Source organism: uncultured Brachyspira sp. (assembly GCF_934747485.1).
Lineage (GTDB): Bacteria > Spirochaetota > Brachyspiria > Brachyspirales > Brachyspiraceae > Brachyspira.
In genome coordinates this window covers 18159-39882 of sequence record NZ_CAKVGN010000007.1, presented here as the reverse complement: position 1 = coordinate 39882, position 21724 = coordinate 18159, and the positions used below count along the sequence as shown (strand labels likewise).

Here is a 21724-nt window from a genome sequence, read left to right as displayed (position 1 = left end):
CTTACTTTTAAGGAGAAAAAATAATTGTGAAGCAATATCCTCACATATATAAAAAATTATGATTAAACAATTTTTATATTTTATAAAATATTATCAACTTTTTCCCGCCGCAAAAAGTTGCAAAAAGTGCAATAGTTTTTATTTTATATTTTATAAATATATATAAAAATGTAAAATATTATTTTTAGTTAAAATGTAGTTCTTTTGCTTCTTTTATACCAATAAAAGAAGTGGGGTGCTGCACGGTGTGTACTTCGTTAAGGGCAAAGCCCTGCAAATATTTAAAATTAAAAAATATAAATTTTTATAAACTTTTTTAGTTATAGTATCCTATCATTGTAAAAAACCTTTGCTCATATTGTAATAGATTAAAAGTTTTACTACTCTCGAATAACTCTTTATGCCGTGTATTTGATTGTTTGCTTTTAAATATGTGTCATTTACTTTATGGCTTATATTAGAGAGCTGTCCTCTGTATTGATTCCAAAAGTCATAATTATATCTTATCTCTTCTTTTGTTTTTTCATTGAGGTTTGAAATAAGCATGGCATAATTTTCATCTCTGTTAAGTTCTGATAACACATATAAAAGTGCTTCAAAGGCTCCTGAATATTGTATAAACAAATCATTATGTTTTGAGCAGGCTAAATATGCAATAAAATTAGCTTCATCTTCGTAGGCGATTCCTATTTTGTGTGCCATTTCATGAGCTATTGTATATGGAATAGAAGTGTATGGTATAAGAGTATTAACATTAGCTTCCGAAGTAAATGGAGAATATATTCCTGTTATTTGAAGTCTTAAAAAAAGTTTTGATATTTTTATTGGCTTTGTTCTTGAATAATACATATCTAAATATGGAAACTCTTCAAAGACTTTATTATATTCACTTTCCACCATTCTATTTAAAGCTTGATAATTTGTATTGATTGAAGATTCATATTTCATTTTTGTTTGCAAATCATTTAAATCTTTTATTAATAGCTCTGCTAATGAATATAGTTTGTTATATGATTCTTCATCTGTGATATTGTTGTTTTCAAAGAAGTATTTTTGATAATTATTGATAAGAGGAAATCTATAATAATTTAATCCCCATACAGACATAAAAACTATATATATAATAATTGCAATGCATACTACCCCATATAAAAAGTTAAATATTAATTTTAGCTTTTCTTGTCCAAAGATTATTTTTTTTATAGAGAAAACAAAGAATAAAACAATTAATATTATAAAAATAAATAAAAGTATTTCAGCAATAGAAAAACTAAAGTTTGATGTTAATCTTCCAATACTTCCAGATATAACTTTATAAGCTTTTCTTGAATAAAAATTTTCTATAAATTTTGGCGATAAAGTGAGGAGTTTTAATACTACAGCTATAAATATTATACATATTAGAAAGGTTATTTTGTTTCTCATTTTTTTATTATAACCAAAATAATTTTATTTGTAAAGCTTAAAAAAATTGAATTATATATTTCTAAAAATTATTAAAACACTCTCGCCGTAAGTTTTTATTTCATAGTTATGTTCTTTTACTTTCTCTAAAAAGCTTTTATAATATTCAAGACCCATCTCCACAAATAAATATCCATCATCATTTAATAATTTTCTTTCAAATATATTTAAAAATACTTCATAATAAATTTTTGAATGATAAGGCGGGTCAAAGAATATTATATCAAAAGTATCATTTGTCCTTTTAACATAGTCGTCAGCTGATACTCTTTTTATTTTATATTGATTCTCTTCAAATATGTTTTTTGCATTTGTAAATATGGTTTTAACAGCCTCTCTGTCTATTTCTATAAAAGCAGTAAACTTAGCCCCCCTGCTTAAAGCCTCAAAGCCCACAGCACCGCTTCCAGCACAAAGGTCTAAAAAAGTTTTATCATTAGCATCTATTATATTAAATAAAGCCTCTCTCACTTTTCCCTGAGTAGGTCTAAAATCTCTCTTTGGTGTAATGATTTTTTTATTTTTTTTGTATCCAGATATTATATGCAATTTTTTATCCTCATTAAAAAATCAAATATATAATACTCTAATCTGAGCAAAAGCAGCATTAACATTCAAATAAAGTATTTTATCAGAAGTACCCATAACAAAGTTCATCTCCCCAAAACTCACACTATCTCCAGTAGGTATAGAAATACTTCCAAATGCACTTGAAGCTTTTATATGTATTTGTATATTTTGATTAATTAAAACAACAGTATCAGCAAATGCACAATTAACATTAACATTTTTATTTCTGTCGATTTGTATGTCTGATAAATCTATTGTAGAGCTTTTAAAATTAATATTATAATCTTCTGTTTTTTGTTTAGGCAATTTATCTCCAACATAATAAACACCTACTATGATATATATTCCAATGAATATAATAATCATTCCTATAATCATTCTAAATATAGGAGTGTATAATATAAAAGGCATATTTATGTTAAGAGCATATCTTATTAAAATATAAAGCCCTGTAACAATGATAGTGAGAGCTATTATTGTTTTTGAGGCATAAAAACCTCTTCCAAGTATTATTGCTATACCCCATGCTATAATTAATATTGATACTATTATTGTAAATACAGGTACATATGCTAATGCTGGTATATATATATGAAACACATATTGAAGCAAAATATATGCCCCAATAATCAAAACTAAAATTCCTATTATAGTTCTTGAAAAAATAAATTTCATAATATACCTTTTAATAATTTGTATTAAATAATATTAAACAATATTTATTAAAAATCAAGATATTTTTTATAGTAATGTTATTTTAATTTATTATAAAATGGCATTAATTATTTCATATAGTTAAAATTATTTGTAAAAATTTTCATATTATTAAATAAAAATATTAATTTGCTATATCTTTTTTAAAAATAAAATATATTATTATTATTCATATGATTTTATTGAGGTAATAATAAAATGATATTATTGGTTTATTCAATGCCTTTTTTAGTTTATTTATGTTCCAGTATATTTTCTACTGTTTTAGTTATTAATTCATCAGAGGCAGGAGCGAGTGCTTTTTTTGTTTCTCTTTTAGCCGTTTTTTACGGTATGGGTATGATGTTTTCAGCAAGCACTTTTTCAAAGTTTAAAATACCAAAAAGGATATATCCAAAATTATTATATATTCAATCTTGTATGCAGGCAGTGTTGAGTATACTTTGTATAATATATTTAAATAATGAATTGTCTCTTCTATATTCTTTTTTATATGGTGCAAATACTACTATATTTTTTGTATGTTTTCAATCATTGCTTGACAGTGTATCAAAAGATTTGCCTATTAGAATAAGCGGCGGACTTTTTATATTTTCTTGGACTTTAGGCTTATCTGTGGGACCTATAGTTACAGGTGCTGTTTACAATTTTAATTCGAGTATTGGATTTTTTATTGTAATAGTCATGAGTGTTTTGATGTTTATATTATTTTATTTATCAAGGCATTTGCATTTCAAACCTAAAAGACGTAAATGGGAAGAGCCGTTTATGAGAGCACCGAGATATAAAGTTTATATAGGCTGGCTTATTATATTTGTAGGTGCTTTAGTGCTTCACACTTTAAGATTTATGTTTTTAGATTATGGAATAAAAGAGGTTGGTCTTTCTAATGCTAAGGCTACATTTTTAGTTGGGGTATTATCTGGGGTTATGTCTTTGGGTGCACTTTTTTCTGCATTCTATTTTAGAATATTAGAGAAAAAGAGAGTGTTTACTGTTGTCGGCTTGCTTACTCCTATTGCTTTGACTTTGCTTTTAGTTTCTAATAATTTTTGGGTGTTTTTTATATCATTTATATTTTTGGGTTTTGTGAGCGGATTTGGATATTTCTTTGGGCTTTACTATGCATTGGCTGACCAAGAGAGAGATAGTGCTAATGTGGCTGTAAATGAAGCTTTAACGGGTGTTGCTGCTTTGGTTATACCTTTTATAGTTGGATATTTAGCTTCAAATTTCTCATATTTTATAGCTTTTTTATTTATGATGGTAATATCTTTAATATGTTATAGTATTGCTATATATATGATGTGGCAGAGAAAGAGAACCGCTCTTATCAAAGAAAAGTTTAATAGGTTAATAGAGGAAGCAGATAAAAAATATAAAGTTTAAAAGTCTAAAGGAGCATACTCATTTTTTTTGGCATATTCTATTAGATGAGCTATTTTTTCTTTACATCCTCCGCAGCCTGTACCTGCTTGAGTTTTTTCAGACACGCTTTCTACAGATGTGAGTTTATCTGCGGCTATTGCTGAATATGCTTGTCTATATGAAACATTTTTGCAATTGCAAAGCATTTTATCATAATTTATAGAGGTTTGACATTTTAAGTCTTCTATATTTAAATCCATAATAATTTATCCAAAACATTTTTTTCTATTTTAACATTTTTATAATAAAATTCAAGAATATATATGTAATTATTTATTTCTCAAATAATTATCAAAATATTCTATAGTCTTTTTTAATCCCTCTTCAAGCTTATAATTAGGCTCCCAATTAAGTTTTTCTTTGGCTAAACTAATATTCGGCTGTCTTTTTATAGGGTCATCTTTAGGAAGTTCTTTAAATATTATTTTTGATTTTGAATTAGTCATGTTTATTATTTTTTCAGCAAACTCTAAAACGGTCATTTCATAAGGGTTGCCTAAATTCACAGGACCAATAAAGTTTTCGCAATTCATCATTCTTACAGCACCGTCAATTAAATCATCGCAGTAGCAAAAGCTTCTAGTTTGGCTTCCATCGCCATAAACTGTAATATCTAAATTTTGTAATGCCTGCATAATAAAGTTGGAAACCACCCTTCCATCATTTTCATTCATTTTAGGTCCATAAGTGTTAAATATTCTTATAATTTTTATATCAGTGTTGTATTGTCTATGATAATCCATCATTAAAGTTTCAGCACTTCTTTTTCCTTCATCATAGCAGCTTCTTATACCATTTGGATTTACATGTCCCCAATAGCTTTCTTTTTGCGGGTGCTCTAAAGGGTCTCCATAAACTTCACTTGTTGAAGCTTGTAATATTCTGGCATTACAATTTCTAGCCAAATTAAGCATATTAAGTATGCCAAAAACATTAGTTTTAAAAGTAGCAACAGGGTTTTTTTGATAATGTATTGGGGAAGCAGGACATGCAAAATTATATATTTCATCACATTCTATATGTATAGGTTCTGTTATATCATGCCTGATGCTTTCAAAATTTTTGTCGTCTAATAGATGTTTAATATTTTCCTTAGATGCTGTATAAAAATTATCAACAGATATGACATAATTTCCTTCTTTTAATAATCTTTCGCATAGATGAGAGCCTAAAAAACCAGCACCGCCTGTCACAACTATTCGTTTCATATATTTATTTTCCTTAATAATTTTTATATATGATACATAATATTTTTATATTTTTCAATAGATTAAAAAATAATATATATTATTTATAAAATATAATTAATAAAAAAAGAGGCTTAAAAATTAATTTTAAACCTCTTTATTATTTTATTTAATAATTATTGTTTACCACCACTTTTTAGATAAATCTCTTTTCTTATTATATTCTGGAAGTATAATATTTGGCTTAACATCTTCTATATTATTTTGATTATTATAATTTACAGTGCCGCCTAAATATTCAACTATAGTATAATAAGAATTATTAGCAGCTATATCTGAAGCAGTAAAATTATCATCGTTTACTATAGTCTTATCAGCATTAAACTCTTCAACCAATAATACAACAGCTTCCATATTACCATAGTTAGCAGCATAATGTAATGGAGTATATCCCAAAGAATCTTTTTTATTAACATCTATCTGACCATTATTGATTAATGATGACAAAATATCATTATCGCTTACAATGATAGCGTAATAAATAGGAGTGATTCCTTCATTATTTTCTACGCTTGCCAAAGAAGAATCAGCCTCAAGTAAAACATTAACAGTATTAACATCTCCATACATAGCAGCATAATGTAAAACAGTATTTCCGTCAGAGTTTGCAAGTTTTGTATCAGCACCGTTTGCAAGAAGAAGTGAAACAGTATCTGTTTGATTTTTTATAGAAGCCCAGTGTAATGGAGTATCTTTCATACTATCTGATTCATTTATTAAAGTATTATCTTCATTTAGAAGAATATTAATAACTTCATTGTTTCCATTTGCAGAGGCTATATGTATAGTAGTAGCACCGTCTATATCATCTTTTGCTCTTATATCGCTTCCAGCCTCTATTAAAGCATTAACTATATCAGCATTTCCAGTATATGAAGCTATAAGCAGCGGAGTAGATCCTCCTAAATACCAATCATCAACACTTGCTTCATAAGGAAGTTTCATTTCTGTATCTATATCTTTATAGCTGAGTAAAACATTAACTACATCTAAATTATCATTTAATACGGCTCTATGTAATGGAGAATAACCTTCTTCATCAGCAAAATTAGGATTAACATTTTCTTTTAATAGAGCATTAACAGCGATTATATCATTATTTTTTACAGCTATTAAAAGCTCTAATTGTTTAAGGTCTAAATCTACTGCAGCAGGAGCAACTATGCTTCCGTTTTGAGTAGTATCTAATTCAGTATTTAATTCATCTTCTGTAATTGTTTCAGAAGTTTCTGTATTCTCAGCAGTTTCTTCTGCTTCTTCTTCTGTAACTTCAGTATCTTCTCTTCCTATTTTTCCGCCGGATAAATAAGTTTTTATATTTTCATCTTTAGCATAATTTGCAGGAATATTACCATCTTTTGTAAGGCTGTTTTTATCTGCACCATTATTCACTAAAGCCTCAACAGTTTGAAGTGATGCAAAAGCGGCAGCATAATGTAAAGCAGTCCAACTATCTACATCTTTAGCTTCAATATCAGCACCATTATCAATAAGTAGTATCACAGTATCAGTTTTGTCTTTCATAGAAGCCCAATGTAATGGAGTATTTCCTTTATTGTCTACATCATTTATGTTTGAAGCATCTTTGTCTAACAAAATATTAATAACTTCATCTTTTCCGTTAGCAGCAGCTAAATGTATAGCCATGCATCCATCAACATCATCTTTTGCTTTAATATCTACATCTTTCTCTATTAACACATTTACTATATCAGCATATCCCAAATATGAAGCTAATATTAAAGGTGTAGCCCCTCCTAAATACCATCCGTCTATTGAAACTTCTATTCCCAATTTTGAATTAATATCAATATTCTCATTTTTTAAAAGCTCCATTACGGTATTTAAATCATTATTAACAATAGCCCTATGCAAAGACGTGTATCCTTCCATGTCAGAAGCATTAATGTTAATGTCTGGAGAACTATTTAGTATTGCAGAAACATTTTGAGAATCTTTCTTATTTACAGCATCAAATAAACTTTGTTCAGCTTCTGTTAAAGCAAACAATGAAAAATTAAAAACCAATAACAATAATAAATATTTAATATACTTCACCTTTATACTCCGAGAAAATATTATTATATAAGTATATTAAATAATTTATAAATAGCAAGCATAAAATATTCCTCAAATATATTAATTATAATTTATGCCAAATCTTTTTCAAAAATGCTACGCCTATAACAGCAACTATACCTAAAACAATAATCTCAAATATACCCTCTACTATATCATCTAAATTATCTAATAAATAATAATTGAAATACCCAGTGTTTCCTCTAAAAAGAAAAACCATTCCTACAATTATAAATATAAAAAATATTGATACTAAAGATATTACTAAATATTTCATATAATTTTCCTCCTTTTTTAATAAATTTTGATTAACTTTTTAATTATACTTTTTTAATTATCCTTGTTTCTTTTAATATCATAAACTCTTTCTCTTTTTACTATATCAGTTCTATTATTCTCTTCTTCTTCCCTATGATAAGAAAACCTCTTTGAACTGTTAGAATCTTCTCTTAAAAATCTCTTAATAAAATACATAGCAACAAGTATCATTGCTATAATTCCAAATATCTGAGCAACATCTTCAAATAAAAATTCAAAAGTATCTTCTATTAAATCAAAACCATAAGCTAAGTTATATGATATTATAAATATTATTATTTTCTTCATTGTATCTCCAAATATTAAAATTAATTAGAGTTTTTTGAATGCTTCTTTATAAAATAAAATATAATACCTATTATTACTATTATCCCAATTACCTTCGCCAAATCATCAAATATGAAATCAAAAGTATCTTCTATTAAATCAAAACCATAAGCCTTTACTCCAACAATAAAACTCATAGCTAAAATTATTAAACTTTTCATAAATAATCTCCCTCTTTTGTAAATTTAAGGAATTATTTAACCTTATATTATAATTATAGTATATTTTAATTGTTTTGTAAAGAATTATAAATTAATTTTACAAAAAATATTATATTGTAAATAAAATGTAAACTATATTACGCTACATTTTGTACGAATTTTAACAGACTTACTTAACTTTTAACTTGTAAAAATATACAATCAAAGCAGCAGAAATTGTTAGAAGCATGCCTACAATAGAATAAACATCTATTAATTCATTGAAAAATAAAACGCTTATCAAATAAGAAAATATAAGCCCTGTATAATTGAATATACTTACAGTAGAAACAGGAGCTTCTTTATAAGACACTGTTAAAAAGAATTGTCCAAAGCCAGCAAATACACCTATTAGAATAAGCATTAAAAACTCATACAGATTAGGCATTACAAAAGTTTTAGCAAAAATTAAAGAAAGGATAGATGATATAAAAGAGAAATAAAGTATTATAATAGAGTTTCTTTCTTTGCCTTTAAGATAGCCTATCATAGTGTACGCTAATCCTGCAAACATTGCTCCGGATAATGCTACTAAAGAAGGAAATATATTAGAATTAAAAGATGGCTTAATAACAAACATTGCCCCGATTATCGCTACAATTAATGCAAGCCACTGTATTTTAAAAATCTTTTCTTTTATTATGAGAAATGCAAAAAAAGTTGACCAAAAAGGAGAAGTATTTTGAAGTATAGAAGCATCTGCTAAAATCATATTATTAAAAGCGTAGAATGATGCCACAACTCCAAAAAATCCAAACAAAGACCTTAATATTAAAGGTATAATGCTTTCTTTATTCGGTAAAAAACTCTCTTTATTTTTTAATAAAACAATTAAGCTAATTATCATTATTATTAAGTTGCGTGAGAAAACCTGCTGCATTACAGGAATACTTTTACCGGAAATTTTTACGCTCATCTGCATCAAGCTAAAAGATAAAGCAGAAAGTATCATTAAAAATATTGCTAATTTAGTTTTGTTTTTCATAAATTTCCATTAATTATCAATTAAAAATTTTAAATTTGTAAAATATTTTTTGGTTTTTTATTTATAGCGGCTAGTCCCTGAAAATGAAATACAATCATTTCATTCTATTTTCTATAGACTTTATTTTTGTTTGGGTTCTGTTTTTTTTAAGCATATATCTATCATAAAGCAAAGCATTAGGCTTCTCATTGTTTATAATATAAAGATGATAGTTTATTGCTTCCATTAGTTTATTATAATAAAGATAAGCATTATTATAATCTCCAATAGATTCATAAAGTTTAGCAAGCTCCTCTATTGCCTCATCATCATTATTGTCTATACTGATTATTTTGTTAAAATATTCTATTATTTTATTAGCATTTTTCTCAAAATCTCTGTTTAATATGTTTAAAACATCTTTTATTAAATCAGTGTTATTATCACTTAAAATAATTGCATTCTCATAATATTTTAAAGCATTCTCATAATCATTTTTAAGCAAATAAGCCTTAGCAAGTTTCTCGTTATATAAATAAGAATTTGGTTTTAATTTTATAGCCTCCTCATAATTTAAAATACTTTTTTCTATATCATCATATATAACATTTACTTTATAATTATTATAATATTTAATACCAAGTACATAAAAATAATAATGATTTTTTTTATCAATGTTTTTTAATATATTAGAAATCAAATCATCTTCATTTTCATTATTGGAAAATAAATACTCCAAATAATCCATATTAAAATAAATATTATCCTTGTGAAAATTATAAAACAAATTGTAAATATTATCATTAGACACAATATCAGAATAATAGCCTATAAGAGAAATATACTCATCTTCCTTTATGTAATTGTCTTTAGAAATGCTTACATGATTCATTTTATAAAAATCATCTAAAACTTTATTGACAGCTTCAAACATATTACTTTCTCTAAAATAATATTCATTTTCATACCATCTATTAGAATTATCATAAATAATATAATTAAGTAAAAATCCATCTTCAAAATCTTTTATATTATACAAAATAGAAAAGTCTGAATTATTTTTTGAACTTAATTCTTTTATTTTAGATTTCACTTGGCTGTAATTGTTATTCTCTTTTGTCTCTATAATTTTAAAATCAGAATAAAGGAAAATATTTTTGGTAATTAAATCATAGAGAGCTCTATGCATATAATCACTATTATTTTGAAATACCATTACAGAGTTTTGTGCGAATGTTATAGCAGTTATTAACAAGAATATAAAAAATATTTTCATGCCCTATATTATATCAAAGATGTCCAATCATAGGAAGACCTGTTATATAATAAAAAAGCAAATTAGTGCATGCCCCTATAACAGTACCGGATATTATTCCGGAAATAACATCGAAAGGATAATGAAGCCCAACATAAACTCTGCTGAATGCTATTAAAAAAGCAATGCTGTAAAATAAGAAAAATGAATATAAACTATAACTTCCCATAGAAAAAGATATTGCAAAAGCTACCATAGTGTGCCCAGATGGAAAAGAATGCTTATCTGGAGGATACATTATAGGAATTTTTCCATGTTTCTTATATGGGCGTATACGGCTGAAGAAATTCTTTGTGTATAAAAAAATAAATATGCATATAATAGCTGCTGTTAATGCCCTTGAAAAATATATTAAAGCATAATCTATTCTAAACATATAGAATATAAGATAAATACCTGCCCACACATAACCATCTCCAAGCCTGCTCATAAACTTCATAAAGCTTTTAAAAGGACCTTTTCTATTATCTTTAAAAATCTTTAAAAATAATTTGTCATCTATTTTGGATAATAGTTTTATTAGAGGAAGACCATTAATATATGCTATTCTTTTTCTTTTTCTTCTTCGCTTTAAGATTTTTTTTAATCTTTTTCTTTTAATCCTTTTTTTATGCAGCTCTTCATCATTATCTTTTTTTATACCTTCATCTTGATTGTTTATATTATTATTTTTCTGTTCCATAATCTAAAAAAGCTTATTTCTTTTCTTTAGATTTTTTAGGAGAAGGCAATTTAACATCATTAATAAAATAGAACAATGATTCTATTTCATCTGCTATATTAACATCATTAATAATACAATCTGGTCTTTCTAATAATTTTATAGGAGCAAAATTTAATACACCTTTAATACCAGCATTGCATATCACGTCAAACATTCTTTGTGCTTCTAAATCTGGAACTGTTAATATTGCTATCTCTATTTTGTTGTTAATAATAAAATCTTTCAATTCATCTATAGGAAGTATTGGAGTAGGAGCCTCTCTGTCTATTTTCTCTGGATTATGGTCAAAAGCTGCTACTATTTTTATAGATTCATTTTCAAAACCTCTATAATTAACCAAAGCTTTACCTATTTTTCCGTAGCCTATTAATATTATATTATGCGATATTTGTTTGCCTAATATATTATCTATTTGGTCGAGCAAGTCATCAACATTATAACCGCCTTTCTTGTTGCCTGATATATTAAATAATGAAAAATCTTTTCTCACCTGAACAGAGGTTATTCCTATTGCATCACCCAAGTTATTAGAATATGCTTTAATAAAACCAAAACTCTTCATTCTTCTTAATGCATTTTTATATTTTAATAGTCTCATTATTTGTGTTCTACTAATCATTTTAAAACCTCTACAGTATTTTTTATTACATATACTTAATATATTATATCATAATAAAGCTTACTGTCAATAATTTTAGATTATTAACAATGCAATAATATTATTTTTATATATTTTATTTTGATATAATATATATATTATATGTATCTTTAAGTATATAAAATATAGATAAAAAGTAAAATATAAATATGAAATTTTTTTATTTTTATTAATATTTAAATTTATTAAAAGATTATTGTAGAAATAATATATTTTTATTATATAATAATAGGTATGATAGATTATAAAGAAATAGCAGACAAAATAAAAGCATCAAAATATGCAGTTGCATTCACCGGTGCAGGCATAAGCGTAGAAAGCGGTGTTCCTCCTTTTAGGGGAGAGAATGGGCTTTGGGAAAAACATGGGAGTCAATTTGCTGAAATTTCATATTTTACAAGACACCCTAAAGAAGCATGGCATTCATTAAAAAAAGTATTCTATGAGCCTATAGACAACGTTAAGCCTAATAAGGCTCATTTGGTATTAGCAGAATTAGAAAAAAAAGGCATAATGCGTTCTGTAATCACACAAAATATAGATAATCTTCATCAAGAGGCAGGAAGCAAAATTGTATATGAACTTCACGGTACTGCTCAATATGCTGTATGTATGAAATGTCATAATAAATATAAAATAGATAAAAAAATATTATCAATGGACCCTCCTACTTGCGAAAATTGTAATGCCATATTAAAACCAAATTTCGTATTTTTTGGAGAGGCTTTACCTACTTACGATTTTCAAAGCTCTATAGAGGACGCTCAGAAATGTGATTTATTTATTATAATAGGAACAGGCGGAGAAGTTATGCCTGCAGCTCAAATTCCTCATATAGCAAAGAGAGCTGGTGCAGCAATAATGGAGATTAATCCAGAGCCTTCTAATTTTACAAATTCAATAGTTGATATTTATGTTAAAGAGAAAGCAGGTGTTGCATTTACAGAAATAGAGAAATATTTATAATTTTTTATTTTACTATAACTACAAAAAATTTTTAACTTTCTTTATTTTTATTATTTGCAGGGCTTTGCCTCGCACCCCACTTCTTTTGGTGACCCAAAGAAGCAAAAAGACTGCATTTTATGAAATATCACCCAAAACATATTTTATTATTTATATATATTTTTATTATATATGAAATTTAAATATTTGCATTTTTTAAACTTTGAAGAACTCCGCACCGCGACCGAAGGGAGTGCCTGCGACTGAAAGAAGTACCTTTAGGTATGGGTGCGAGCGGCGGGAAAAAGAACAATAAAAAAAATTGATAAACTAATAATTATATCTCTATCAAGTTAATGCCGTATTTCTTCGACAACTCTTTATATTTCAAATTGCATTTTATTTCATCGCCTATTGAACTGCAGCAATTCATCATCACATAAAGCTTACTTCTAACACTGCTGTCATACTCTTCACATAATTGCTTAACAGTCTCATAAACACAATAATCTTTTGCCTCTCCGCATATATATATTTTATCATAATCTTTCATTGTATAAATCCAAGTATGAGAATTTTTAGAAGTATACTTACTTACAACTTCTTGTTTTATAGCTCCATACATTTCGCTGAACTTATCTGTGCCTTTAACTATTCTATTAACTGAAGTATTTTTTGCTCTCTCATAAAAAAGTAGCATATTAGATAATTGTTTTTCTATAAGCCAGCCATCTGTAGCATATATGCAATGATAAGGCCAGACAATTAAGTTTTGACTGCATTGTGATTTTAATGTTCTTACATAATCAATTTGAATATCTTCAAAAACAGGTATTACTTCTTTATTTTCTATTTTGTCTATTGTAATTTCTGTAAAAGGTTTAACATCATTACCTTCTTTATCTTTCCATAAACAAGGGTGAAATATAGCATCATATCTATGAGTGTCTATTGTGGTGTATATTGCTGAAATTGAGTTTATATTTTCAAAAATAAATTTAGTTATTCTTGAAATATCTTGTTTAGCTCCGCGTACAGGCAATGCACCTTTTTCTGTGTCTACAAAATCTCTCTGAGCATCAACAATAAGCATTGCATAATTATTTTCTGATTTGTTATTATTGCTACTACTTGCAAACTCTTCTGCTAATTTATATATATCGCTTTGTTTAATTGGGTTTTCTTCTTTAGCTATATAATCTTCGTTAACTATTTGTTTGTATTCCATAAATAAATCCTCTTATAGAAGCTTATTTTATATACATGATAATATAATAATAATTTTTGTAAAGCATTTTTGTTTTATAATTAATTATTTTAGTATATGGCTATCAATTATATTTTTCAAAAATTTAATTTTTATTTTTTATTATTTGTGGTGGCTTTGCCCCCACGCCCCCACTTCTTTTGTTGCCACAAAGAAGCAAAAAGGCTGCATTTTTTAACCCTAAAATACAAGTATTATTTTATACTTAATATATTCCAATATATAGAGTTAAAACATTTGTATTTTTTGCAACTTTTTGCTACGGGAAAAAGTTGAATAAAAAAACTTATACAAACAGTAAATTAAAATAATATCAATACTCATTAATTTAGTATTAGAAAGAAATCCATTTTATATGCTTTGATAAAAACTTTATTTGCCGAGAATTATAACAGAACTTTTAATACTTGTTAAAAATACGAGGTGTTCTTATGATGAAAAAAATATTTGTATTAATCTTAATATCATTAAACACATTAATACTAAATGCAAACATCAATAGCATATTAAATCAAAATAAAACCTACGAAATATATAAAGCTGATTATAAAGAGAAAACATTTAATGCAGTAAGATATATTAATAACAATTATTCAAAAGAACAAATAAAAGCAAAAAATATATATTCAACTTCAAGTATAGATGTGTACTTAGAAAATGGACTTACAGTAGATGAAAAAATATTAAAAGAAATATTATCACAAACAATGAAAGCATATGAATTAGAAAAATATTTATACGGCGATATAAAAACAAAATTAATACTTCTCATAATGGACATAAATGGAGGACACACAGGAGCTAAACCATATATGCAAGGATACTCCATATTTGAAGGCAATTACAGCGAAATAGAAAACGAAAACAAAAACATAATATTTTTAGATTATATAAACGGTTGGGATAATGTGGATTCTGTATTAAACACAATAATTCATGAGCTTCAGCATATAATTCATTACAGCAATTTGAGAGAAAGCAAAAAAACAGATTTTGATGTGTGGGTGGACGAGGCATTATCAGAAGCGGCAGTAATAGCATACAGAGGGTACTTGCCAGAAAATCGTCTTCAATACTATAACAGTGATTCTATGTATCTTATAACCAAAGGAGATTATTTTGTTAATTGGTCTGGAGGATACACTGTGCATAAATATGCAACTGTTTCACTTTTTATGTATTGGCTAGCTATACATTCAAAAAATGGCTTTGAAATATATAAAGACATAGCAAACGCACCAGAAGAATATAAACACACTTACAAAGCAATTCTATATGCTGCAAATAAAAACATAAAGCAGTTTAAAGATTGGAGCGAACTATATGCTACATGGCTTGAGGCTAATTATAAAAATGAAGCAAGCGGTTTATACGGATATAAAGGAATAATAAATACAAAACCAAAAGTGATAACAGCATCAGCAAACTTCCCAATGTCTCCGGGGGCTGCAATATATGTGCAGGGAGATTTTTTCTCTGATGATAAACTTCTTAGATATGTTGAGCTTGGCAACAATGTTTATGTTGTTTATAACCCAGATGTTAATGCTAAAGGTAAGGACAGATATTTGATACTAAACTCATATTATTGATATAGATTTAGATAATTATATTTTATCATACAATTTTTTATTTTTTTATTCAACTTTTTCCCGCAGCAAAAAGTTGCAAAAAGTGCAAATATATTATTGATAATATCATATGTAATTATATATTTATATGTTTAATAATTAAATATTATATAGTAATATATTATTGATTATAAAATTTTTAAGTATTATTGATTAAAAATGCAGTTCTTTTGGTTCTTTTATACCAATAAAAGAACTGGGGGTGTGGGGGCAAAGCCACCACAAACAAAAAACTTAAAAAATATTTTTAATAAACTTATAATATTAAAACAAATTAAAAATATATGTTTATAACTGCATTAATATTTATTATACTAATTGGCTTTATTGTAAAATTGCTCTTTTTCATCACTATAAATTTATCTTCGTCAATCTTTGAGTTCTTATAATTTTTTATAAACTTTACTCCATGCTTGTTTATATTATTATATTTTATATTAAGCGTTAGAGATTCTTTTTTGCTGTTTAATATATCAAAATAAAATATCTGATTAATTTTATCAAAACTTATATTTTCAATTCTTTCAAACTCTGTGATAATGATTTTATAATTTTCTCTATTAAAAAAATAATCATAATCAAAACTAATATTTTTTATATCCTCATAGCTTTCAATAAAAATATCTTCTAAGTCTTTTTTTATAGAATCAATAAACTTAAAATTCACTCTCTCTTTTAATTGGAAATTAGTATTTTTATTTAATGAAATTTTATTATCATTATTGGTTCTAAAATTTTCAATGCCGCTTTTATTTTTTGATAAATCTTCTATTGATAAATTATTAATATTTTTTTTTGTATAATTTAATTTTATATTATCATAAATACTAAAATTATTATTGCTTTCATAAAAAGTAGGCATTATATTTGATATAGAATATATTTCTTTATTATTTAAATTATAAACATAAGAAGTAGAGCCCATATATCCGCTTGAAAGAACAAATGGATAAGCACCTATTCCAATAAACTCTGAATATCTATTTTCCACATATTTGGTTTTTTTCTCTCCTATTAGTTTATTTAATGTTTCATTATCAGAGGCTTCTATATATCTTATTAAATTATAAATTTTTGCAAGTGTATTAAACATTAATAATTTACTAAAATAAGCTTTTTTATTAATCATAGCATCAATTCCATTAGCAGCACTTCTAAAAAGTTTTGAAAGAGATGGTATGTCTTTTATTAATAATTGTGTGGCAATATATTCTGCCTTGTCAAAATCATTTTCATTGCAGGAGTATATTCCTTTCTTAAAAATATCTTCTACAAACATTTTTGAAAATGAAATTAAATTATAATCTATTTCTTTGTATTCTTCTTTTATCTCTTCAAGATTATTATAAAACTCTTTGTATTTTAATATGGCAGCTATTTTATGATAGCATAAATTATTGTCTTTACAAATAGAGCAGATTGATTTTTCTATGCTGCTATTTTTTTCAAAATAAATTACAGCTTCTTTTAATTTTATTTCTAATATATTATCTTCTTTTATGTTTGTTTCTGAATTATTTTTAATAATATCCAATGCATATTCAAAGTTTTTTTTGCTTGATATTTTTTTTAATTCATCTACTGAAGTATTTATTATATAGTTAAAATTATTTTTGTTAAAGGACTCTTCTTGAGAACTATAATCTATTTTAGAGAGATAATCTTTTATATAGAGTATTGCTATTATTACATGTTTACAAATAGTTTTTGATGGGCAAGAGCAGAGAGAGTTTTTTATTTCATCATTTTTAAATATTACTTCTACATCTTCAAAAGAGATTTTTATATTCTCATCATCTAATTTTAAATTTATAACATCTTTAATCTTTTCAAAATCTTTTAAAGCTCTGTTGTATATTCCTTTATTTGTAAGGGATACAAGAAAGTCTTCTTTACAATATCTTTCTAATTCTTTTAATTTTTGAAATAGCTCATCATTCATATTGGTTCTATAATATAATAAAATAAAAATTTTTAAATATATTATTTAGATTAAAGCATATATAAATTATCCGATATGTAAATTAATAGGAGTTATAATATATGAAATTTGAATTAACAAAAGAAGAATTAAAAAAAATTAATACATCTATAAAAATAGAATTTCCAAAATACACAACACAATTAATGAATTTAGCGAACCAAAATGCTCAAGGTACACGTCCAAAAGTAGTAGGAACTTTGTCTGAAATATTTCAAGAGTATATGGATAATAATCAAAATATAAACATCGAGAATTGGAAAAAATGGTATTTAGAAAACTATCCGGATGCAATTGATAATGCAGCAGAAAGAATAATGGAAAATATAAAAAATCTTCAAGAAGCAATTAAATTAATAAATAAAAAATTGGTATATAAATGGGCAGAAGATTTAGTTATAAACAAAACTTTTAATGGCTTATATATACAAAAAGCAATAATTCACAAATTGGCACAAATTAAAAAAAAAGATTGCAGACTAGCTACAAAAGAAGAAGAATCTCATGGTATAGATGGCTATGTTGGAAATACTGCATATTCTATTAAACCAATTACATATAAAACAAATAGATTAAACGAAAAAATAAATGTAAAAATGATTTATTATAATAAAATTTCTGAAGGTAGTTTTGATATAGAAATAGAAGATTAATTTATATTTAATAAGCTTAAAAAACTTTTTTTATATATATAATCATATTCTCTCTCCACATCAACATATCCAGTTTTTATTAAATGTCTGTTGATAAAAGTTTTATTTTTCAAATATATGTAGCAAAGCATATTATTATCATCATCATATTTAAGAGAATCATATTTTAAAAATATTTTTCTTTTTTTTAGTTTATTCTCTAAAAATTCCATGGCTTCTTTTTCAAATTTTTCAATAGGCTTAATTCCTATAAGTTTAATTACAATATTGTTGTCAATTTCAATCTTGTTAGGGCTTATTATCTTTTTTACTTGAAAAAATTTTTCTTCTTCTATTTTTTTATTATCTATCTTTGAACCAAACTGCATCTTTTTTATATCTATTTTTTTGTTCATTTTATGCGGGTCTTGAAATATATAGGGTAAATCTTTTTCAAGATTTTTTGAATCATTATCAATATCAAATATAAATTTATTATTTAAATCATTTTGTTCTACATTCAATTTATTTTTTATAATAGGAATAAAATCCTTATTAATTTCGTACCCTATAGAATTTCTTCCAAGATTTTTTGCAGCTAATAAAGTAGTACCGCTTCCAGCAAAAGGATCAAATACTGTTTCATTAACAAAAGAAAACATCTTTATTAATCTCCTAGGAAGCTCTTCTGGAAACATGGCTATATGTTCAGTTTGTTTAGCTCCACCAAAAGTCCAATGAGAAGCAAAATATGTGTTCCATTCTTCTTTACTTAATATAGATTCTTCTTTTTGCTGTTTTGTAGGTTTTGGGGCATTACCTAATTTTTTAAATATTAAAATAAACTCATAATCTATTTTTAATATACCATTTCTAGGATAAGGAAAACTCCCCATTACAGAGCCTCCGCCAGAAGTGTTCATAGTAGTATTTTTCTGCCATATTATTGCACCCATATAATCCATACCTAAAGTTTCACAAAATCTTATAATTTCTGTTCTTATAGGTATAACTTTATATCTGCCGTAGTATACGGATCTAGCAAATTGATCTCCTATATTTATACATAATCTGCATCCGTCAGATAAAACTCTATAGCACTCTTTCCAAACTAAATTTAAATTATTAATATATTCTTCATAACTATCATTAAATCCTATTTGATTTTCAGAACCGTAATCTTTCAATTGCCAATATGGAGGAGAAGTAATGATTAACTGTACAGATTTATCTTTTATTTTGTTTAAATATCTGCTGTCGCCTAGTACTATTTTATGACTAATCATGAAATTATTTCCATTTTGAAAAATTAAATATGGTGTCTTATTATGTTATAATTTAACGATAATGTCAACATATTAATTTATAACATTTTTTATTGAAATATTTAACTTATTAAAATATACTGATATTTAACTTTTTCGCTTAATAACATTAGAAATTAAATTATTGATTTTTTTTATAATAATAAAACAATTAAAAGAATATAACAATAAATGGAGATATATAAAAAATGGAACTACTAGCACCAGCAGGTAATAAAGAAAAATTAGAAGTAGCATATCATTATGGAGCTGATGCAGCTTATATAGGAGGTGCTTTATTTAATTTAAGACATCAAAGCAAAAACACAACCATAGAAGAACTTGCTCAATGTTCGGATATTGCTAAAAACCTAAACAAAAAAATATATCTTACATTAAATGCTTTTTTGCATGAATATGATAAAAATAATTTAAAAGACTATTTAAAAGAGATATCAAGTTTAAATATAGATGCATTTATAGTTTCAGATTTGGGAGTGTTGGCTGCAGTTAAAGAAGTGATGCCAGATGCCGCTATTCATATAAGTACTCAAGCTTCTGTTACAAACAGCTATTCTTGTAAAATATATGAAAGCCTAGGAGCAAGCAGAATAATATTAGCAAGAGAGCTTTCATTAGACGAGATAAAAGAGATTAGAGATAACACTGATTTGGAGTTAGAGAGTTTTGTGCATGGGGCAGTATGCATGTCTTATTCTGGAAGGTGCTTACTTTCAAACTTTTTAAATAACAGAGATGCAAACGGAGGAGAATGCTCGCAAGTTTGCAGGTGGAATTTTAAAACCTACATAGAAGAGAAAACAAGACCGGGCGAGTTTATGGAAATAGAAGAGGGTGATGAGCATTCTACAATATTGAGCAGCAGAGATTTACAAATGGCAGAATATTTGCATTTGCTTCAGAAGGCTGGAATTGATTCTATAAAAATTGAAGGCAGAATGAAGAGTGTTTATTATGTTGCTAATACTGTTAGAGTTTATAGGGTGTTACTAGATTTGCTTGAAAGAATCGGCTATGAATCTTACCCAGAGGCTATAAAAAAAGAGCCTATCGCAAGCTATTTAAAAGAGTTAGACACTATAAGCAGAAGAGAAAGCGATACAGGTTTTTATTTTGGGCGTGATAATATAAAGCCAACATTAAAAGGATATCTTAAAGGCAGAAGGCTTATGGGTATGATTGCAGATGACAGCGAAGAATATGCAAAAATAACAGTTTATAACACAATCAAAAATGGTGATGAATTAGTATATATAGGCAAAGATTTTCTAAAACATAATGATAACAGATTTAAACTATTTATAAAAACAGAAGAAAATGAGTTTGTAGAAGTTGATAATATTAGAAATGTAGATAATGCTTATATAAAATCAAGCGTTCATAATTTCAAAAAATATGATATCATTACTATAGAGGAATAATAGAATAAAAAAGAAATATATGATGATATTAGCTGTAGATTTCGGACGTAAAAAAACAGGCACTGCTTTTATGGATATGAATATAAAAATTCCTTTCCCATGCAGTCTTATAGAAGAAAGTAATGCAAGGAAAGTAAAACGTGCTTTGATGGATATAATAGAAGAGAAAAAAATTGATACGGTTGTTTTTGGTCTTCCTTTATCTGACGAAGGAAAAGAGAGTGAATGGTGTGCTGAGATAAGAAGGTTTTCTGAGTTTCTCTTAAAAAGCGTTAAAGTAAATGTTGTTTTTGTAGATGAATACGGCACTTCAAAAGAGGCAGATTTTATTTTGAGGGGTAAAAAGAAAAACGTTAAAAAAAAGGCTAATGATTTGATTGCGGCAGTTTTAATATTAGAAAACTATCTCAGCATTTTAAATAAGAATATTTGAAAAATACATGCTTTATTTTGTAAAAGAATGTTATAGATTTTTTATATGCTTTTCCGATAACTGCATCTTTATGTAAAATAC

At 26.1% G+C, this 21724-nt stretch carries 22 protein-coding genes; 6 read left to right on the top strand and 16 right to left on the bottom strand.

Features of this window, described 5'->3' with window-relative positions; translation table 11 throughout:
- Nucleotides 1-333: 333 nt before the first annotated feature.
- From Q0H31_RS02440 to Q0H31_RS02430, 3 genes are read right to left on the bottom strand one after another with little or no spacing between them, the layout of a single operon-like run.
- Nucleotides 334-1425 (bottom strand): DUF3810 domain-containing protein, encoded by a 1092-nt coding sequence (locus Q0H31_RS02440; protein WP_295295604.1) that lies wholly within the window; start codon nucleotides 1423-1425, stop codon nucleotides 334-336.
- 51 nt (nucleotides 1426-1476) lie between these two features.
- The gene (gene rsmD, locus Q0H31_RS02435) at nucleotides 1477-2013 is read right to left on the bottom strand and encodes a 16S rRNA (guanine(966)-N(2))-methyltransferase RsmD (protein ID WP_295295603.1); all 537 of its coding nucleotides are present in this window, start codon (nucleotides 2011-2013) and stop codon (nucleotides 1477-1479) included.
- A gap of 21 nt (nucleotides 2014-2034) precedes the next feature.
- The gene (locus Q0H31_RS02430) at nucleotides 2035-2709 is read right to left on the bottom strand and encodes a hypothetical protein (RefSeq protein ID WP_295295602.1); all 675 of its coding nucleotides are present in this window, start codon (nucleotides 2707-2709) and stop codon (nucleotides 2035-2037) included.
- A gap of 237 nt (nucleotides 2710-2946) precedes the next feature.
- On the opposite strand from Q0H31_RS02430, the gene Q0H31_RS02425 reads away from it, so the two are divergent.
- Nucleotides 2947-4137: an MFS transporter gene (locus tag Q0H31_RS02425; RefSeq protein WP_295295601.1), complete on the top strand. Its 1191-nt coding sequence runs from the start codon at nucleotides 2947-2949 to the stop codon at nucleotides 4135-4137.
- Here the strand turns inward: Q0H31_RS02425 and Q0H31_RS02420 are convergent.
- The 10 genes from Q0H31_RS02420 to Q0H31_RS02375 all read right to left on the bottom strand — a co-directional run bounded on the left by Q0H31_RS02420 (nucleotide 4134) and on the right by Q0H31_RS02375 (nucleotide 11969).
- Nucleotides 4134-4376 carry a (2Fe-2S)-binding protein gene (locus Q0H31_RS02420; RefSeq protein WP_295295600.1) on the bottom strand — a complete coding sequence of 81 codons (243 nt, stop codon included), beginning with the start codon at nucleotides 4374-4376 and terminating at the stop codon, nucleotides 4134-4136. The two genes, Q0H31_RS02425 and Q0H31_RS02420, sit on opposite strands and share 4 nt — an antisense overlap.
- A gap of 69 nt (nucleotides 4377-4445) precedes the next feature.
- Nucleotides 4446-5384 carry a UDP-glucuronic acid decarboxylase family protein gene (locus Q0H31_RS02415; protein WP_295295599.1) on the bottom strand — a complete coding sequence of 313 codons (939 nt, stop codon included), beginning with the start codon at nucleotides 5382-5384 and terminating at the stop codon, nucleotides 4446-4448.
- A 162-nt stretch (nucleotides 5385-5546) separates the two neighbouring features.
- Nucleotides 5547-7481, bottom strand: a complete 1935-nt coding sequence (locus Q0H31_RS02410; protein ID WP_295295598.1) for an ankyrin repeat domain-containing protein — start codon at nucleotides 7479-7481, stop codon at nucleotides 5547-5549.
- A gap of 85 nt (nucleotides 7482-7566) precedes the next feature.
- Nucleotides 7567-7779 carry a hypothetical protein gene (locus Q0H31_RS02405; RefSeq protein WP_295295597.1) on the bottom strand — a complete coding sequence of 71 codons (213 nt, stop codon included), beginning with the start codon at nucleotides 7777-7779 and terminating at the stop codon, nucleotides 7567-7569.
- Between the two features lie 53 nt (nucleotides 7780-7832).
- Nucleotides 7833-8108, bottom strand: coding sequence for a hypothetical protein (locus Q0H31_RS02400; RefSeq protein ID WP_295295596.1), 276 nt, complete (start codon nucleotides 8106-8108; stop codon nucleotides 7833-7835).
- 20 nt (nucleotides 8109-8128) lie between these two features.
- Entirely contained in the window at nucleotides 8129-8308 is a 180-nt protein-coding gene (locus tag Q0H31_RS02395; RefSeq protein WP_295295595.1) for a hypothetical protein, read from the bottom strand.
- A gap of 169 nt (nucleotides 8309-8477) precedes the next feature.
- Entirely contained in the window at nucleotides 8478-9332 is an 855-nt protein-coding gene (locus Q0H31_RS02390; protein ID WP_295295594.1) for a DMT family transporter, read from the bottom strand.
- A gap of 94 nt (nucleotides 9333-9426) precedes the next feature.
- The gene (locus Q0H31_RS02385) at nucleotides 9427-10587 is read right to left on the bottom strand and encodes a hypothetical protein (RefSeq protein ID WP_295295593.1); all 1161 of its coding nucleotides are present in this window, start codon (nucleotides 10585-10587) and stop codon (nucleotides 9427-9429) included.
- Nucleotides 10588-10600: 13 nt separating this feature from the next.
- Nucleotides 10601-11308, bottom strand: coding sequence for a phosphatase PAP2 family protein (locus Q0H31_RS02380; protein WP_295295592.1), 708 nt, complete (start codon nucleotides 11306-11308; stop codon nucleotides 10601-10603).
- Between the two features lie 13 nt (nucleotides 11309-11321).
- Nucleotides 11322-11969: a redox-sensing transcriptional repressor Rex gene (locus Q0H31_RS02375; RefSeq protein ID WP_295295591.1), complete on the bottom strand. Its 648-nt coding sequence runs from the start codon at nucleotides 11967-11969 to the stop codon at nucleotides 11322-11324.
- A gap of 273 nt (nucleotides 11970-12242) precedes the next feature.
- Here Q0H31_RS02375 and Q0H31_RS02370 point away from each other — a divergent pair, with 273 nt between their 5' ends.
- Entirely contained in the window at nucleotides 12243-12974 is a 732-nt protein-coding gene (locus Q0H31_RS02370) for an NAD-dependent deacylase (protein ID WP_295295589.1), read from the top strand.
- A 316-nt stretch (nucleotides 12975-13290) separates the two neighbouring features.
- On the opposite strand, the gene Q0H31_RS02365 is transcribed toward Q0H31_RS02370, so the two are convergent.
- Nucleotides 13291-14181 (bottom strand): nicotinamidase, encoded by an 891-nt coding sequence (locus Q0H31_RS02365; protein WP_295295587.1) that lies wholly within the window; start codon nucleotides 14179-14181, stop codon nucleotides 13291-13293.
- 470 nt (nucleotides 14182-14651) lie between these two features.
- Between Q0H31_RS02365 and Q0H31_RS02360 the strand changes: the two genes are divergently transcribed.
- Nucleotides 14652-15812: a peptidase M30, hyicolysin gene (locus Q0H31_RS02360; RefSeq protein WP_295295585.1), complete on the top strand. Its 1161-nt coding sequence runs from the start codon at nucleotides 14652-14654 to the stop codon at nucleotides 15810-15812.
- A gap of 313 nt (nucleotides 15813-16125) precedes the next feature.
- On the opposite strand, the gene Q0H31_RS02355 is transcribed toward Q0H31_RS02360, so the two are convergent.
- Nucleotides 16126-17793, bottom strand: a complete 1668-nt coding sequence (locus Q0H31_RS02355; protein ID WP_295295583.1) for an SWIM zinc finger family protein — start codon at nucleotides 17791-17793, stop codon at nucleotides 16126-16128.
- Between the two features lie 101 nt (nucleotides 17794-17894).
- On the opposite strand from Q0H31_RS02355, the gene Q0H31_RS02350 reads away from it, so the two are divergent.
- Nucleotides 17895-18485: an MjaI family restriction endonuclease gene (locus Q0H31_RS02350; RefSeq protein ID WP_295295581.1), complete on the top strand. Its 591-nt coding sequence runs from the start codon at nucleotides 17895-17897 to the stop codon at nucleotides 18483-18485.
- Here Q0H31_RS02350 and Q0H31_RS02345 read toward each other — a convergent pair.
- Nucleotides 18482-19750 carry a DNA methyltransferase gene (locus tag Q0H31_RS02345; protein WP_295295579.1) on the bottom strand — a complete coding sequence of 423 codons (1269 nt, stop codon included), beginning with the start codon at nucleotides 19748-19750 and terminating at the stop codon, nucleotides 18482-18484. The genes Q0H31_RS02350 and Q0H31_RS02345 overlap by 4 nt on opposite strands.
- A 227-nt stretch (nucleotides 19751-19977) precedes the next feature.
- On the opposite strand from Q0H31_RS02345, the gene Q0H31_RS02340 reads away from it, so the two are divergent.
- Nucleotides 19978-21210, top strand: a complete 1233-nt coding sequence (locus Q0H31_RS02340; protein WP_295295577.1) for a peptidase U32 family protein — start codon at nucleotides 19978-19980, stop codon at nucleotides 21208-21210.
- 22 nt (nucleotides 21211-21232) lie between these two features.
- The gene (gene ruvX / locus Q0H31_RS02335) at nucleotides 21233-21643 is read left to right on the top strand and encodes a Holliday junction resolvase RuvX (protein WP_295295626.1); all 411 of its coding nucleotides are present in this window, start codon (nucleotides 21233-21235) and stop codon (nucleotides 21641-21643) included.
- Nucleotides 21644-21724 lie beyond the last annotated feature (81 nt).

What these genes read in the sequence shown, in the direction of transcription:
- Q0H31_RS02430 (WP_295295602.1), bottom strand. Translation starts at nt 2,709, where the DNA reads ATGAAATTTATTTTTTCAAGAACTATAATAGGAATTTTAGTTTTGATT.
- Q0H31_RS02440 (WP_295295604.1), bottom strand. Translation starts at nt 1,425, where the DNA reads ATGAGAAACAAAATAACCTTTCTAATATGTATAATATTTATAGCTGTA.
- Q0H31_RS02385 (WP_295295593.1), bottom strand. Translation starts at nt 10,587, where the DNA reads ATGAAAATATTTTTTATATTCTTGTTAATAACTGCTATAACATTCGCA.
- Q0H31_RS02425 (WP_295295601.1), top strand. Translation starts at nt 2,947, where the DNA reads ATGATATTATTGGTTTATTCAATGCCTTTTTTAGTTTATTTATGTTCC.
- Q0H31_RS02360 (WP_295295585.1), top strand. Translation starts at nt 14,652, where the DNA reads ATGATGAAAAAAATATTTGTATTAATCTTAATATCATTAAACACATTA.
- ruvX (WP_295295626.1), top strand. Translation starts at nt 21,233, where the DNA reads ATGATATTAGCTGTAGATTTCGGACGTAAAAAAACAGGCACTGCTTTT.
- Q0H31_RS02355 (WP_295295583.1), bottom strand. Translation starts at nt 17,793, where the DNA reads ATGAATGATGAGCTATTTCAAAAATTAAAAGAATTAGAAAGATATTGT.
- Q0H31_RS02420 (WP_295295600.1), bottom strand. Translation starts at nt 4,376, where the DNA reads ATGGATTTAAATATAGAAGACTTAAAATGTCAAACCTCTATAAATTAT.
- Q0H31_RS02375 (WP_295295591.1), bottom strand. Translation starts at nt 11,969, where the DNA reads ATGATTAGTAGAACACAAATAATGAGACTATTAAAATATAAAAATGCA.
- Q0H31_RS02365 (WP_295295587.1), bottom strand. Translation starts at nt 14,181, where the DNA reads ATGGAATACAAACAAATAGTTAACGAAGATTATATAGCTAAAGAAGAA.
- Q0H31_RS02395 (WP_295295595.1), bottom strand. Translation starts at nt 8,308, where the DNA reads ATGAAAAGTTTAATAATTTTAGCTATGAGTTTTATTGTTGGAGTAAAG.
- Q0H31_RS02340 (WP_295295577.1), top strand. Translation starts at nt 19,978, where the DNA reads ATGGAACTACTAGCACCAGCAGGTAATAAAGAAAAATTAGAAGTAGCA.
- Q0H31_RS02405 (WP_295295597.1), bottom strand. Translation starts at nt 7,779, where the DNA reads ATGAAATATTTAGTAATATCTTTAGTATCAATATTTTTTATATTTATA.
- Q0H31_RS02415 (WP_295295599.1), bottom strand. Translation starts at nt 5,384, where the DNA reads ATGAAACGAATAGTTGTGACAGGCGGTGCTGGTTTTTTAGGCTCTCAT.
- Q0H31_RS02390 (WP_295295594.1), bottom strand. Translation starts at nt 9,332, where the DNA reads ATGAAAAACAAAACTAAATTAGCAATATTTTTAATGATACTTTCTGCT.
- Q0H31_RS02370 (WP_295295589.1), top strand. Translation starts at nt 12,243, where the DNA reads ATGATAGATTATAAAGAAATAGCAGACAAAATAAAAGCATCAAAATAT.
- Q0H31_RS02400 (WP_295295596.1), bottom strand. Translation starts at nt 8,108, where the DNA reads ATGAAGAAAATAATAATATTTATAATATCATATAACTTAGCTTATGGT.
- Q0H31_RS02380 (WP_295295592.1), bottom strand. Translation starts at nt 11,308, where the DNA reads ATGGAACAGAAAAATAATAATATAAACAATCAAGATGAAGGTATAAAA.
- Q0H31_RS02350 (WP_295295581.1), top strand. Translation starts at nt 17,895, where the DNA reads ATGAAATTTGAATTAACAAAAGAAGAATTAAAAAAAATTAATACATCT.
- Q0H31_RS02345 (WP_295295579.1), bottom strand. Translation starts at nt 19,750, where the DNA reads ATGATTAGTCATAAAATAGTACTAGGCGACAGCAGATATTTAAACAAA.